Annotated in this window: 8 protein-coding genes, 2 tRNA genes and 3 rRNA genes; 9 read left to right on the top strand and 4 right to left on the bottom strand. The window is 61.6% G+C overall.

Features of this window, described 5'->3' with window-relative positions:
- Window positions 1–31 precede the first annotated feature (31 nt).
- Window positions 32–994 (bottom strand): nucleoside recognition domain-containing protein, encoded by a 963-nt coding sequence (locus ACTPOE_RS09945; protein WP_458872046.1) that lies wholly within the window; start codon window positions 992–994, stop codon window positions 32–34.
- A 108-nt stretch (window positions 995–1,102) separates the two neighbouring features.
- Window positions 1,103–2,206: a 4-hydroxyphenylpyruvate dioxygenase gene (gene hppD, locus ACTPOE_RS09940; protein ID WP_458872045.1), complete on the bottom strand. Its 1,104-nt coding sequence runs from the start codon at window positions 2,204–2,206 to the stop codon at window positions 1,103–1,105.
- Between the two features lie 144 nt (window positions 2,207–2,350).
- Between hppD and ACTPOE_RS09935 the strand changes: the two genes are divergently transcribed.
- From ACTPOE_RS09935 to ACTPOE_RS09900, 8 genes are all read left to right on the top strand, one after another.
- Entirely contained in the window at window positions 2,351–2,827 is a 477-nt protein-coding gene (locus tag ACTPOE_RS09935; RefSeq protein ID WP_458872805.1) for an Lrp/AsnC family transcriptional regulator, read from the top strand.
- A gap of 199 nt (window positions 2,828–3,026) precedes the next feature.
- A complete protein-coding gene (locus ACTPOE_RS09930; protein WP_458872044.1) occupies window positions 3,027–4,463 on the top strand; it encodes a catalase in 1,437 nt (478 codons plus the stop codon).
- A gap of 731 nt (window positions 4,464–5,194) precedes the next feature.
- Window positions 5,195–6,733: ribosomal RNA gene (locus tag ACTPOE_RS09925) — 16S ribosomal RNA — on the top strand.
- A 97-nt stretch (window positions 6,734–6,830) separates the two neighbouring features.
- Window positions 6,831–6,907 (top strand) — tRNA-Ile (locus tag ACTPOE_RS09920).
- A 37-nt stretch (window positions 6,908–6,944) separates the two neighbouring features.
- Window positions 6,945–7,020 (top strand) — tRNA-Ala (locus ACTPOE_RS09915).
- 357 nt (window positions 7,021–7,377) lie between these two features.
- Window positions 7,378–10,264, top strand: a 23S ribosomal RNA gene (locus ACTPOE_RS09910).
- 201 nt (window positions 10,265–10,465) lie between these two features.
- Window positions 10,466–10,578 (top strand): 5S ribosomal RNA (rrf, locus tag ACTPOE_RS09905).
- Together the 16S, 23S and 5S rRNA genes with 2 tRNA genes alongside form the textbook arrangement of a ribosomal RNA operon.
- Before the next feature lie 185 nt (window positions 10,579–10,763).
- Window positions 10,764–11,132, top strand: coding sequence for a DUF4870 family protein (locus tag ACTPOE_RS09900; protein ID WP_458872043.1), 369 nt, complete (start codon window positions 10,764–10,766; stop codon window positions 11,130–11,132).
- 165 nt (window positions 11,133–11,297) lie between these two features.
- On the opposite strand, the gene ACTPOE_RS09895 is transcribed toward ACTPOE_RS09900, so the two are convergent.
- Complete coding sequence (locus ACTPOE_RS09895) at window positions 11,298–11,570, bottom strand: SWIB/MDM2 domain-containing protein (RefSeq protein WP_320347135.1); 273 nt, start codon at window positions 11,568–11,570, stop codon at window positions 11,298–11,300.
- Between the two features lie 160 nt (window positions 11,571–11,730).
- Here ACTPOE_RS09895 and pyrC point away from each other — a divergent pair, with 160 nt between their 5' ends.
- The gene (gene pyrC / locus ACTPOE_RS09890; protein ID WP_458872804.1) at window positions 11,731–12,792 is read left to right on the top strand and encodes a dihydroorotase; all 1,062 of its coding nucleotides are present in this window, start codon (window positions 11,731–11,733) and stop codon (window positions 12,790–12,792) included.
- Window positions 12,793–13,165: 373 nt separating this feature from the next.
- Here pyrC and ACTPOE_RS09885 read toward each other — a convergent pair whose 3' ends face one another.
- Window positions 13,166–15,022: an ATP-binding cassette domain-containing protein gene (locus ACTPOE_RS09885; RefSeq protein WP_458872042.1), complete on the bottom strand. Its 1,857-nt coding sequence runs from the start codon at window positions 15,020–15,022 to the stop codon at window positions 13,166–13,168.
- Window positions 15,023–15,034 lie beyond the last annotated feature (12 nt).

Below are 15,034 nucleotides of genomic sequence, written 5' to 3'. Positions count from 1 at the left end.
CGCTCCCGGCCTGCGGCGGGCCCGGGTCCGCTCATGGTGCCGATGCCGCCAGCCTGCGGCCCCAGGCGGTGCCGGGCCGCGTCAGCGCCGCCAGGGCCGCCAGCACGCCCAGGGTCGCCAGTCCGCGCAGTACCAGGATCACCCACAGATTGGCGCCCAGCGCCAGGATCAGCAGCGTGTCCTCGATCAGGGCGTGGCACAGCGACAGCCACGACAGGGCCAGCAGCCGCGTGCGCGGGCTGTAGTTCTCGCGCTCGGCGGCCTCGATGATCAGCGCGCCGCCATAGGCCAGGCCCAGCAGCACGCCGACCGTGGTCAGGGGCGCGGCGCGCTCCTCCAGGCCGGACAGGCGCAGCACGGGCGTCAGCAGCCGGGTCACGAGGCGCGTGATCCCGAGGCGTTCGAGCACGTCCAGCAGCACGACCAGGCCGATGATGATCACCAGGACCAGCGCCAGCGACTGCAGTGTGGACAGGCCCCAGGACCAGACGTCGGGCGGGCCCTGGGTCAGCTCCGTATCCTGGCGCATCCAGGCCAGGGAAACAGGGTCCTGCAGCACGTCCAGCGCCCGGCAGGTCCAGCTGACCGCGGCGCCATAGGCAAGCGCGACGACGATGCGCAGCGCCCCCGTGACCAGCGCGCTGGCGCCGGCGCGGCGCACGACGGACTGCTCGGTCGGGATGTTGTGGGCGAACAGCATCATCGCCCCCAGGGCGCTGACCTGGGCCGTGGTCATCTGCAGGCCGTCGGACAGGGCGGCCATCGAGGCCATGCCGCCGTAGATATTGGTCAGCGCGGTGGTCGCCCAGATGATCCCGGCCTCGGGCGGCAACCCCAGCAGCGCCATGGCTGGCGTCAGGGCCTCGCCGGCCAGGCGTACCAGGCCCAGGCGATCGGCGATGTAGACGATCACCATCACCGGCAGCATGATGCGCGTGATCGTCAGGAACATGCGCGTGCTGCGCAGCCGGATGGTGTTCAGGTAGTGGAGCATGGGGGCGGGTTCCGGAAGGGGGCGCCGCCGCCGGGCGGGCCGCATCCCGGCATTGTAAGGGCGCCGATACCTGTGCCGCGCTCCGGGCGGGCGGCGCCCGGCCGCGGTTCAGGCCCGCAGCACGCCCCGGCGGATCTGGTCCAGTTCGATGGATTCGAACAGCGCCTTGAAATTGCCTTCTCCGAAGCCGTCGTTGCCCTTGCGCTGGATGATCTCGAAGAAGATCGGCCCGATCTGGTTCGCGGTGAATATCTGCAGCAGCAGGCCGCCGCCCGGGGCGCCGTCCAGCAGGATGCGGTTGCGGCGCAGGCGTTCCACGTCCTCGCCGTGGCCCGGCAGCCGCCCGTCCAGCAGTTCGTAGTAGGTGTCGGGGGTGCCCAGGAATTTCACCCGGCCGCTCAGCTGCTCCACCGTGCGGTGGATGTCGTCCGTGGACAGGGCGATGTGCTGGATGCCCTCGCCCCGGTACTGGTCCAGGTATTCCTGGATCTGGCCGGGGGTCTCGCCGCCTTCCTCGTTGATGGGGATGCGGATCAGTCCGCAGGGAGAGGTCATGGCCTTCGATTTCACCCCGGTCAGCTGGCCCTCGATGTCGAAATAGCGGATCTCGCGGAAATTGAAGATGCGCTCGTAGAATTCGGCCCATTCCCCCATCCGGCCGCGATGCACGTTGTGGGTCAGGTGGTCGATGGCGAGCAGGCCGGCGCCCTCGTGGCGCAGGTCGTCCCGGGCGGTGGCGTGGTCCAGGGGTTCGAAGTCCACGTCGTAGATGCCGATATCGCCGATGCCTCCGTGGCCGTACTTGCCGCGCCAGCGATCCACCAGGTAGATCAGCGAGTCGCCGATGCCCTTGATGGCGGGGATGTTGAGCTCCATCGGGCCGCTGTGCGAATCGAAGCCCCAGGCGCCGCGATCCAGGGCCAGCTTGTAGGCGCGGGCCGCGTCCTGCACACGCAGGCCGATGGCGCAGATCGACGGGCCATGCTGGCGCGCGAAGCGCTGCGCGAACGAATCGGGTTCGGCATTGACCAGGAAGTTGATCGCGCCCTGACGGTACAGCGTCACGGCCTTCTTGCGGTGCCGGGCGATGGCCCGGAAGCCCAGGGCCTCGAACACGCGGCCCAGCGCGGCGGGATCTTCCGCCGTGTATTCCACGAATTCGAAGCCCGCAGTGCCCAGGGGGTTGTCCCAGGGGGTGAAGGATGTACTCATGAAGACATCTCCGTCCATGATGCGTTTTTTAGGATTCTTTTTGGAATTCTAGGGAAAATAGCGGGGGGAATATTGCAAACATGCGGTACGATTCCCTACCATGACGCAATCATTCATCTAATAATTCATAGTTGAGACAATATGATGCCTATCGACGACCTGGACAGGACGGATCGCCTGATCCTGACGCATCTGCAGCGCGACGGCCGGATCAGCAATCAGGACCTGGCCCAGCGGGTGGCCCTGTCGCCCAGCCCCTGTCTGCGGCGCGTCAAGCGCCTGGAGGACCAGGGCTACATCCGCCGTTACGTTGCGCTGACGGATCCGGAAAAGCTCGGCCTGGGGTTGCTGGCCTATGTCTTCGTGCGGCTGGACAAGTCGCACCGCGCCGAGCACGGTGCCATGTCCGCGTTCGCCCGCGACGTCCAGAGCTGGTCGGAAGTCGTCCAATGCTATGCCATGTCGGGTGACATGGACTATCTGTTGCGGGTCCAGGTCCGGGACCTGGCGGCTTTTTCCCGTTTCGCCATGGATACCCTGATGCGGCATCCGGCCGTCGTCGACATCCGCAGCAGCTTTGCGCTGCAGTCCATCAAGGAAACAACCGAGTTGCCGACCTGAGTCGGCCCTTGCAGGATGCCCGGGTGGCGGTGGATTTGCGTTCAATAGTCGATCGCTATCAAATCAAAAGTAATATTCAATTTTATTTATTCCCCAGGCCTCGCTAGACTGTTTTTCATGAGGAACCCGCCGAGGCGGGGTCCACGGTTTTCCGACTCGGCGCCGTCCTGATGGCGGCGCCTCCGCACAGGAGATGCTCATGAAGAAACTGACCACTGCCGCCGGCGCGCCCGTCGTCGACAACCAGAACATCCAGACGGCCGGCCCGCGCGGCCCGGCCCTGCTGCAGGACGTCTGGCTGCTCGAAAAACTGGCCCACTTCGACCGTGAGGTGATCCCCGAGCGCCGCATGCACGCCAAGGGCGCGGGCGCCCACGGCACCTTCACCGTCACCCACGACATCACCCGCTACACACGCGCCGCGCTGTTCTCCGAGGTCGGCAAGCGGACCCCGATGTTCGCCCGCTTTTCCACGGTCGCCGGCGAACGCGGCGCGGCCGACGCCGAACGCGACATTCGCGGCATCGCCATGAAGTTCTATACGGAAGAGGGCAACTGGGATCTGGTGGGCAACAACACCCCGGTGTTCTTCTTTCGCGATCCGCTGAAATTTCCCGATCTGAACCACGCGGTCAAGCGCGACCCGGGCACCGGCATGCGCAGCGCCCAGAACAACTGGGAATTCTGGACCGGCCTGCCCGAGGCCCTGCATCAGATCACCATCGTCATGAGCGATCGCGGCATTCCGTCCGACTATCGCCACATGCATCTGTTCGGCAGCCACACATTCAGCCTCATCAACGCCGCCAATGAGCGCTTCTGGGTGAAGTTCCACTTCAAGTCGCAGCAGGGCATCCGCAACCTGACTGACGACCAGGCCGCCGAGCTGATCGGCCGCGACCGTGAAAGCTCCCAGCGCGACCTGTACGACAGCATCGCCAAGGGCGACTTCCCGCGCTGGACGCTGTTCATCCAGGTCATGCCCGAGAAGGATGCCGGCAGCTATCACCTGAACCCCTTCGACCTGACCAAGGTCTGGCCGCACGGCGACTACCCCATGATCGAGGTCGGCGTCCTGGAATTGAACCGCAACCCGGAAAACTTCTTTGCCGAGGTCGAACAGGCCGCCTTCACTCCGGCCAACGTTGTCCCGGGCATCGGCTTCTCGCCGGACCGCATGCTTCAGGCCCGCCTGTTCTCCTATGGCGACGCCCAGCGCTACCGCCTGGGGGTCAACCACCACCAGATTCCGGTCAACGCGCCGCGTTGTCCCTTCCACAGTTACCATCGTGATGGCGCGATGCGGGTGGATGGCAATCACGGCGGCCTGACGGGCAACGAGCCCAACCGTGCCGGAGAATGGGCCGAGCAGCCCGACTACCGCGAGCCGCCGCTCAGCCTGGAAGGCGCGGCCGACCACTGGAACCACCGCGAGGACACGGACTATTTCTCCCAGCCGGGCGCGCTGTTCCGCCTGATGGCGCCCGCGCAGCGACAGGCGCTGTTCGACAACACGGCCCGCGCCATCGCCGGGGTCACGCCCGACGTGCAGGCGCGCCATATCGAGCATTGCGCCCAGGCGGATCCCGCCTACGGCGCGGGGGTGGCCGCGGCCATCAAGGCCCTGCGGGCGTGAGTTTCTCCGCGGCAAGTCAGGCGCCGGCCATCGCATCGCGCGGCGGCCGGCGTTTTTTTCGACGTATGGACGGTATCGGACGGTATCGTTTGCACGTGGTTGGGGAACCGTGCTATATTCTCGTTTCTTCGCCGCCAGGCACCCGGGTTAACCCCTAGATCATCTGGTTTTACCGGATGGTATTCAGGTACCGGAGGCGGGCCGAAGTTCCCGGGTTTGCAGGCGTTTGGCCCGATCCGGGGGCGGGAGCCGGCAGCGGGGAGCGGCAGGGGATTCGATCTGTTGCCGGGGCTTGAGGGGCTTGACATTGAGACGTTGATATGTTTTAATTTCGGGCTCGACAGCGAGGAAGTGAAGTCCTCGTCGGTCAGGTGGATGTTGTGGATTCGGGTACGATCTGGACGAAGTCCGGGTTGATTCGAAGAAAGCAGCGAAAGGCAGTCACTTGACACGACGTAAAAAGTTCTTCATAATCTCGTTTCTCTGCTTTACGCGGAATCGTTCTTTAAAAACTTAACAGCCGATAAGTGTGGGCGCTTGATGACAAGCGGCGCTGACCGGATCGACGGGTTCTCACGAACTGGTCGGTTTCCGGAGAAGCAAAGCATTGAACCAAGTGCTCATACTACAGAAATGAAGAAGTAGGGTTTTTTAACCAGACTTCGTCTTTCTTTGAGCATAGCGACGTATGAACCGACCTATATGGTTGAGGAAATACGATTACAGGAATTGAACTGAAGAGTTTGATCCTGGCTCAGATTGAACGCTAGCGGGATGCTTTACACATGCAAGTCGGACGGCAGCACGAAGAGCTTGCTCTTTGGTGGCGAGTGGCGAACGGGTGAGTAATGTATCGGAACGTGCCCAGTAGCGGGGGATAACTACGCGAAAGCGTGGCTAATACCGCATACGCCCTACGGGGGAAAGGGGGGGATCGCAAGACCTCTCACTATTGGAGCGGCCGATATCGGATTAGCTGGTTGGTGGGGTAAAGGCCTACCAAGGCGACGATCCGTAGCTGGTTTGAGAGGACGACCAGCCACACTGGGACTGAGACACGGCCCAGACTCCTACGGGAGGCAGCAGTGGGGAATTTTGGACAATGGGGGCAACCCTGATCCAGCCATCCCGCGTGTGCGATGAAGGCCTTCGGGTTGTAAAGCACTTTTGGCAGGGAAGAAACGGTCCGGGATAATACCCCGGGCTAATGACGGTACCTGCAGAATAAGCACCGGCTAACTACGTGCCAGCAGCCGCGGTAATACGTAGGGTGCAAGCGTTAATCGGAATTACTGGGCGTAAAGCGTGCGCAGGCGGTTCGGAAAGAAAGGTGTGAAATCCCAGGGCTTAACCTTGGAACTGCACTTTTAACTACCGGGCTAGAGTACGTCAGAGGGGGGTAGAATTCCACGTGTAGCAGTGAAATGCGTAGAGATGTGGAGGAATACCGATGGCGAAGGCAGCCCCCTGGGATGATACTGACGCTCATGCACGAAAGCGTGGGGAGCAAACAGGATTAGATACCCTGGTAGTCCACGCCCTAAACGATGTCAACTAGCTGTTGGGGTTTATTAACCTTAGTAGCGCAGCCAACGCGTGAAGTTGACCGCCTGGGGAGTACGGTCGCAAGATTAAAACTCAAAGGAATTGACGGGGACCCGCACAAGCGGTGGATGATGTGGATTAATTCGATGCAACGCGAAAAACCTTACCTACCCTTGACATGTCTGGAATCCCGAAGAGATTTGGGAGTGCTCGCAAGAGAACCGGAACACAGGTGCTGCATGGCTGTCGTCAGCTCGTGTCGTGAGATGTTGGGTTAAGTCCCGCAACGAGCGCAACCCTTGCCATTAGTTGCTACATTCAGTTGGGCACTCTAATGGGACTGCCGGTGACAAACCGGAGGAAGGTGGGGATGACGTCAAGTCCTCATGGCCCTTATGGGTAGGGCTTCACACGTCATACAATGGTCGGGACAGAGGGTTGCCAAGCCGCGAGGTGGAGCCAATCTCAGAAACCCGATCGTAGTCCGGATCGCAGTCTGCAACTCGACTGCGTGAAGTCGGAATCGCTAGTAATCGCGGATCAGCATGTCGCGGTGAATACGTTCCCGGGTCTTGTACACACCGCCCGTCACACCATGGGAGTGGGTTTCACCAGAAGTAGGTAGCCTAACCGCAAGGAGGGCGCTTACCACGGTGAGATTCATGACTGGGGTGAAGTCGTAACAAGGTAGCCGTATCGGAAGGTGCGGCTGGATCACCTCCTTTAAGAGCTCACAGCAAGGCTTGTTGTTGAAGCGCTCACGCTTATCGGCTGTTTGGTACATGGTCTGAAGTCCAGGCCTGCATGAAAAGCAGACTCAAGGGGTCAGTAGCTCAGTCGGTTAGAGCACCGTCTTGATAAGGCGGGGGTCGATGGTTCGAATCCATCTTGACCCACCACGGTTCGTTGTCGGGGCAGGCCCTGGCGATGGGTTCTGGGGGATTAGCTCAGCTGGGAGAGCACCTGCTTTGCAAGCAGGGGGTCGTCGGTTCGATCCCGTCATCCTCCACCAGTGATTTTGCTGGGATGGGGCTGGCGCGGAGCTGGGAATCGCGGGGGCGGAGGATCTTCAGTCAAGAGTGTCTTGGGAGACCAGGATGCTGCTGACTGAACCGGGTTTCGAAAGGAGCCCTTCGGTGTAGTACCATGTTCTTTAACAATTTGGAAGAAGCACAACAATGTAAATATCATGATCGACTTTAATGTCGTGATGGGTAATTTACGGGTTGTGATTGCAAAATCAATTGTTCAAAAGTTCTTAAGATTCAGTCAGGAGAGTCCCGCGAGGGAGGATGCCTGATGAGCCTTGATGGAATTGAACGGCACAAACACGCAAACTCAAGTGTTCCTGTAATCTGCAAAGTTATAGGATCAAGCGAATAAGTGCATATGGTGGATGCCTTGGCGATCACAGGCGAAGAAGGACGTTGTAGCCTGCGAAAAGCTGCGGGGAGCTGGCAAACAAGCTTTGATCCGCAGATGTCCGAATGGGGAAACCCACTCCAGCGATGGAGTATCGTTATCTGAATACATAGGGTAGCGAGGCGAACCGGGTGAACTGAAACATCTCAGTAGCTCGAGGAAAAGAAATCAACCGAGATTCCGGCAGTAGCGGCGAGCGAAACCGGAGCAGCCTTGACGAGTTAGCACAGTCGATAGTCGAACGGTCTGGAAAGGCCGGCCGCAGCATGGTGATAGCCCTGTAGACAAAATCGAATGTGTGGGACTAGGCGTCAGATAAGTAGGGCGGGACACGTGAAATCCTGTCTGAAGATGGGGGGACCATCCTCCAAGGCTAAATACTCGTGATCGACCGATAGTGAACCAGTACCGTGAGGGAAAGGCGAAAAGAACCCCGGAAGGGGAGTGAAATAGATCCTGAAACCGTATGCATACAAACAGTAGGAGCCTCCTTGTGGGGTGACTGCGTACCTTTTGTATAATGGGTCAGCGACTTACATTCAGTGGCAAGCTTAACCGGATAGGGAAGGCGTAGCGAAAGCGAGTCCGAACAGGGCGATTCAGTCGCTGGGTGTAGACCCGAAACCAGGCGATCTATCCATGGTCAGGTTGAAGGCACGGTAACACGTGCTGGAGGACCGAACCCACTAACGTTGAAAAGTTAGGGGATGAACTGTGGATAGGGGTGAAAGGCTAAACAAGCCTGGAGATAGCTGGTTCTCTCCGAAAACTATTTAGGTAGTGCCTCACATGATTACTGCCGGGGGTAGAGCACTGTTATAGCTAGGGGGTCATGGCGACTTACCAACCTATGGCAAACTCCGAATACCGGCAAGTACAGTGTGGGAGACAGAGCACCGGGTGCTAACGTCCGGACTCAAGAGGGAAACAACCCAGACCGCCAGCTAAGGTCCCTAAAACGGGCTAAGTGGGAAACGAAGTGGGAAGGCATAGACAGTCAGGAGGTTGGCTTAGAAGCAGCCATCCTTTAAAGAAAGCGTAATAGCTCACTGATCGAGTCGTCCTGCGCGGAAGATGTAACGGGGCTAAGCCAGTTACCGAAGCTGCGGGTGTGCGCGTAAGCGCACGCGGTAGGAGAGCGTTCTGTAAGCCTGCGAAGGTGGCTTGTAAAGGCTGCTGGAGGTATCAGAAGTGCGAATGCTGACATGAGTAGCGATAAAGGGGGTGAAAAGCCCCCTCGCCGTAAGTCCAAGGTTTCCTGCGCAACGTTCATCGGCGCAGGGTGAGTCGGCCCCTAAGGCGAGGCAGAGATGCGTAGCTGATGGGAAGCTGGTTAATATTCCAGCACCGTCGTGAGATGCGATGGGGGGACGGATGGCAGAAGATCATCGGGGTGTTGGATGTCCCCGTTGCTGCATCGTAGAAGGCGCTCAGGTAAATCCGGGCGCGTAATTCAAGGGTGTGGCTGGACAGGAACTTAGGTTCCTGGACTGATTGGAAGTTGTCCCAGGAAAAGCCTCTAAGCTTCAGTCTCACGAGACCGTACCGCAAACCGACACAGGTGGACGGGATGAATATTCCAAGGCGCTTGAGAGAACTCAGGAGAAGGAACTCGGCAAATTGATACCGTAACTTCGGGAGAAGGTATGCCCTTGTAGGGTGATGCGCCTGCGCGCAGAGCTTGAAGGGGCCGCAGAGAATCGGTGGCTGCGACTGTTTATTAAAAACACAGCACTCTGCCAAGACGAAAGTCGACGTATAGGGTGTGACGCCTGCCCGGTGCCGGAAGGTTAAGTGATGGGGTGCAAGCTCTTGATCGAAGCCCCGGTAAACGGCGGCCGTAACTATAACGGTCCTAAGGTAGCGAAATTCCTTGTCGGGTAAGTTCCGACCTGCACGAATGGCGTAACGATGGCCACACTGTCTCCTCCTGAGACTCAGCGAAGTTGAAATGTTTGTGATGATGCAATCTACCCGCGGCTAGACGGAAAGACCCCATGAACCTTTACTGTAGCTTTGCATTGGATTGTGAACCGGCCTGTGTAGGATAGGTGGGAGGCGTTGAAACCGAGTCGCTAGATTCGGTGGAGCCAACCTTGAAATACCACCCTGGTCTGTTTGCGGTTCTAACCTTGGCCCGTTATCCGGGTTGGGGACAGTGCATGGTGGGCAGTTTGACTGGGGCGGTCTCCTCCTAAAGTGTAACGGAGGAGTACGAAGGTACGCTAGGTACGGTCGGAAATCGTGCTGATAGTGCAATGGCATAAGCGTGCTTGACTGTGAGACTGACAAGTCGAACAGGTGCGAAAGCAGGTCATAGTGATCCGGTGGTTCTGTATGGAAGGGCCATCGCTCAACGGATAAAAGGTACTCTGGGGATAACAGGCTGATACCGCCCAAGAGTTCATATCGACGGCGGTGTTTGGCACCTCGATGTCGGCTCATCTCATCCTGGGGCTGTAGCCGGTCCCAAGGGTATGGCTGTTCGCCATTTAAAGAGGTACGTGAGCTGGGTTTAAAACGTCGTGAGACAGTTTGGTCCCTATCTGCCGTGGGCGTTGGATACTTGACGGAGCCTGCTCCTAGTACGAGAGGACCGGAGTGGACGTACCACTGGTGTATCGGTTGTCATGCCAATGGCATTGCCGAGTAGCTATGTACGGAAGAGATAACCGCTGAAGGCATCTAAGCGGGAAACTCGTCTGAAGATTAGGTATCCCGGGGGCTTGACCCCCCTGAAGGGTCGTCCGAGACCAGGACGTTGATAGGCTGGGTGTGGAAGCGCGGTAACGCGTGCAGCTAACCAGTACTAATTGCCCGTGCGGCTTGATCCTATAACCTTGCGGAGTACCGCAACGGACACTGTAGCGATCGTGTATGTGACCGACACAATTGAACGAAACAACGCAACCCAGGGCGCGCGCGCCACGGATCTGCTACAATGCAGCCCGTCGCGGCACGCACCCGGTGCTTCTTCCAGATTGGCGATCCAGTCCCAGGCCACCAGGCCGAAGACTCGAACGCAACCCGTTATGCTTGACGACCATAGCAAGGTGGCCCCACTCCTTCCCATCCCGAACAGGACAGTGAAACGCCTTCGCGCCGATGATAGTGGGTGGACACCTGTGAAAGTAGGTCATCGTCAGGCTTTTATACCGCAAAGCCCCCGCAGAATCCTCTGCGGGGGCTTTGTCTTTGTGGTGTCCCGAAAAAACCGCTCCGGCCACCACGCAAGCGGGCAGCCGGGGGCTGAGCGGCGTGGAAGGGGCGCATCCCTGATAAAATGAATTTTTCAAAGCCGGCGCATGGCCTGCGCCCTCCGCAGGAGACCTCATGATTCAAGGCGATGACACCCCCGACATGGACAAGGGCCTGAACCAGCGGCAGCTCGTCCATCTGATGTATGGACTGTTCGCCGTGGGCGTCCTGTCCGCAGGGATTTTCGGCGCGGCCGTCCTGGCCGCCGTGGTGCTGGCCTACCTGAAGCGCGGCGACATGGTCGGCACCGTCTATGCCGGTCACATCGACTGGATCATCCGGACGTTCTGGTGGGGTCTGCTGTGGGTGGCGCTCAGCGCCCTGGCCAGCCTGATCTTCGTCGGCTTCGTCACGGGCCTGGTGGCCGTGATCTGGATCATCTATCGCATCGCCAAGGGCTGGCTGGCGCATTGGGCCGGGGAAACGCCGCTTCCGGGCCTGTGATCCTTTCCTGATTTCCGTATCCGGGGGGATCGGCCTCGAGGATGCCGCACGTTTTTCGCGGGCACCGGGCGCTCGCGTGGCGGTGGGTGATGGCCATCGTCCGGCCAATGGCCGGTCCGTATTCCTGGCAGGCGGGGCTGCCGCGACAGCCCGCCGCAGCCCTGCTTATTTCAGGTGTTGGCTGACCAGCTTGGTCAGTTCGAACATCGAAACCTGGTCCTTGCCGAACAGGGGGCGCAGCTTGGCATCCGCATTGATGTTGCGGCGGTTCGCGGGATCCTGGAGATTGTGCTTCTTGATATAGTCCCAGATGCGCTTGGTGACTTCGGTGCGGGGCACGGCTTCGTTTCCGATCACGGCGGCCAGGGTGGCGCTGGGGGTCAGAGGCTTCATGAATGCCGCATTGGGTTTGCGACCGGACTTTTCGGTGGTTGCCATGTATGCAGGCTCCTACAGTGTTGAGTGAATAGCCCTCGCAGCATACCGCGTGTTTCCCTGAAAGACAAAACAGGATTGTCAGACCGTGTCACAGATTACTACTCATGTTTCTCCTGATCGCAATGCGACCGCGGCCGGAGCTTCCCCCGCGCCCGCGCGCATCCGCCTGATCCGTCCCGATGACTGGCACCTGCATTTGCGCGATGGCGCGGTGCTGCGCAGCGTGGTAATGGATTCCGCGCGGCAGTTCGGGCGCGCCATCGTCATGCCGAACTTGAAGCCCCCGGTGCTGACGACCGAGGATGCGCGCGCCTATCGCGGGCGCATCCTGGCCGCCCTGCGGCAGGCCTGCGAAGAGGCGGGCGGAGGCGATATGCCGTCCTTCGAACCCCTGATGACGCTGTATCTGACCGACCGGACCTCGCCGGACGAGATCCGCCGGGCGAGCGACAGCGGCTTCGTGCATGGAGTGAAGCTCTACCCGGCCGGGGCGACGACCCATTCGGACGCAGGCGTGACGGACTTGCTGGGTCAGTGCAGGGCGACGCTCGCGGCCATGCAGGAATGCGGCATGCCGCTGCTGATCCATGGCGAGGTCACCGATCCGGCGGTCGACCTGTTCGACCGGGAGGCGGTCTTCATCGAACGAGTGATGCAGCCCCTGCGGCGCGCCTTTCCGGAACTGAAGGTGGTTTTCGAGCACCTGACCACGGCGGACGGCGCGGCCTATGTCATGGAAGCCGACGGCCCCATCGGCGCCACGCTGACGCCGCAGCACCTGCTGTACAACCGCAATGCACTGTTCAAGGGCGGACTGCGGCCCCATTGGTACTGCCTGCCGGTCCTGAAGCGGGAAAGCCACCGCCAGGCGTTGCTGAAGGCGGCGACCAGCGGCAATCCGCGATTCTTCCTGGGGACGGACAGCGCTCCGCATCCGCGTGGGGCCAAGGAGCAGGACTGCGGTTGTGCGGGCTGCTACACGGCCCGTCACGCTATGGCGCTGTACGCGACGGCGTTCGAGTCCGTCGGCCGCCTGGATCGCCTGGAAGCTTTCGCCAGCCTGTACGGCCCGGCATTCTACGGGCTGGCGCCCAATCCCGGCTTCCTGACCCTGGAACGGGTGGCCAATCCCATCCCCCGGGATCTGCCGCTGGGCGACGACGTGGTCGTGCCGCTGGCAGCCGGAGAATCCCTGGGCTGGATGAGCCAGGACACGGAATAGTCCCCGCGGACTATTCCGTGCCTGGCGAATCGGAGCGCCTTGCAAGGCGCGACGTGGAGAGCTGTTACGGCTGGAGATATTCCATGCCTGGCGAATCGGAGCGCCTTGCAAAGGCGCGACGTGGAGAGCTGTTACGGCTGGAGATATTCCGTGCCTGGCGAATCGGAGCGCCTTGCAAGGCGCGACGTGGAGAGCTGCGACGGCTGGAGATATTCCGTGCCTGGCGAATCGGAGCGCCTTGCAAGGCGCGACGTGGAGAGCTGTTACGGCTGGAGATATTCCGTGCCTGGCGAATCGGAGCGCCTTGCAAGGCGCGACGTGGAGAGCTGTTACGGCTGGAGATATTCCGTACCTGGCGAATCGGCGGCGCGGCTCAGTCGCCGCGCTTGTCCTCCAGCAGGGCCCAGCGCTCGAACAGGGCTTCCAACTGGTTCTCCAGTTCGCCCAGGGCCTGCTGGACACGCTGCGCCTCGTCCGGGCCCTGGCTGTACAGATCCGGGTCGGACAGGCGTGCCGCCAGGGCGGCCTGTTCCGTTTCCAGAGCCGAGATCCGATCGGGCAGCCTGGCCAGTTCCTCGGCCTCCCAGGGAGCCAGGCGACTCTTGCGCGGCCTGTCGGTGGCTTCTGCGGGAGTCGGCCGATCAGCGGTCTGTTCTTTCGGCGCGCTGGACGCGCCGGCCCCGGCGGGAGCGGGCTGCCGGCCTGCGCGGGTCGCTGGGGCATCCTGCGTGGCGGGCCGCGGCCGCTGGACCTCCCAGTCGTCGTAGCCGCCCACGTATTCCCGCCAGTGGCCGTCGCCCTCGGCGGCGATGGTTTGCGTGACCACGTTGTCCAGGAAGCTGCGGTCGTGGCTGACCAGCAGGACGGTGCCCTGGTAGTCCTGCAGCAGGCCTTCAAGCAGCTCCAGGGTGTCGATGTCCAGGTCGTTGGTGGGCTCGTCCAGCACCAGCACGTTGTGCGGCTGGGCGAACATGCGCGCCAGCGCCAGGCGGGCGCGCTCGCCCCCGGACAGGCTGGACACGGGTGAGTGGGCGCGCGCGGTGGAGAACAGGAAGTCCTCCAGGTAGCTCATGACGTGTTTGCGCTGGCCGCCGATCTCCACCCATTCGCTGCCCGGGCTGATGGTGTCGGCCAGGGTGGCGGATTCATCGAGCCGGTCGCGCATCTGGTCGAAATAGCCGATCGACAGGTTGGTGCCCAGGCGCACGCTGCCTTTCAGCGGCTGCAGTTCGCCCAGCAGGATGCGCAGCAGCGTCGTCTTGCCGGCGCCATTGGGGCCGATCAGGCCGATGCGGTCGCCGCGCTGGATCAGGGTGCTGAAGTCCCGGATCAGGATGTGTTCGCCATAACCGTGGGTGACGTCCAGCAGTTCAGCCACGAGCTTGCCGGAGCGCTGGCCGTCGGCCAGGGAGAACCGCACCTGGCCCTGCTGATCGCGCCGCGCGGCGCGTTCGCGGCGCAGGGTCTCCAGACGGCGGACCCGGCCTTCGTTGCGTGTGCGGCGCGCTTCGATACCCTTGCGGATCCAGACTTCCTCCTGGGAAAGCAGCTTGTCGAAGCGGGCGTTGGCCTGCTGCTCGGCGTCCAGCCATTGGGCCTTGCGGGCCTGCCAGGCGGAAAAGTTGCCCGGGAAGCTCAGTAGCCGTCCCCGGTCGAGCTCGACGATGCGGGTGGCGACAGCGTCCAGGAAGCGGCGGTCGTGGGTGATCAGCACCACCGCCGCGCGCGTGGCGCGCAGCAGGTCCTCCAGCCAGGCGATGCCGGCGAAGTCCAGGTGGTTGGTCGGCTCGTCGAGCAGCAGCAGGTCGGGTTCCTGAACCAGGGCGTGAGCCAGGGCCACACGCTTGCGCGTGCCGCCGGACAGTCCCCGGATGGGCTGGTCGGGGCTGAGTCCCAGCGCATCGATCAGCGCCCCGGCGCGGGCTGAACGCTGCCAGTCCTCGGTCGCCAGCAGGTCGCCGGACAGATGCCCGAGGACGGTCTCGTCCTCGGGCAGGGCGGGCTCCTGTTCGACGGTGGCGATGCGCAGGCCGCCGCGCCGCCGGATCTCGCCGTCGTCGAGTCGGGTGCGGCCGTCCAGGACGCGCAGCAGGGACGATTTGCCCGCGCCGTTGCGGCCGATCAGGCCGATGCGTTCGCCGGCCAGCAGGTTCAGGTCGGCGTGGTCGAGCAGGGGATGGTGGCCGTAGGCGAGCTGGGCCTGGGCGAGGGCGAGCAGGGTGTCGGACATGATGCGGCGGGA

The organism is Castellaniella sp. WN, from assembly GCF_054457555.1.
The sequence above is the reverse complement of the archived record's forward strand: the minus strand, read 5'-3'. Positions and strand labels throughout refer to the sequence as shown.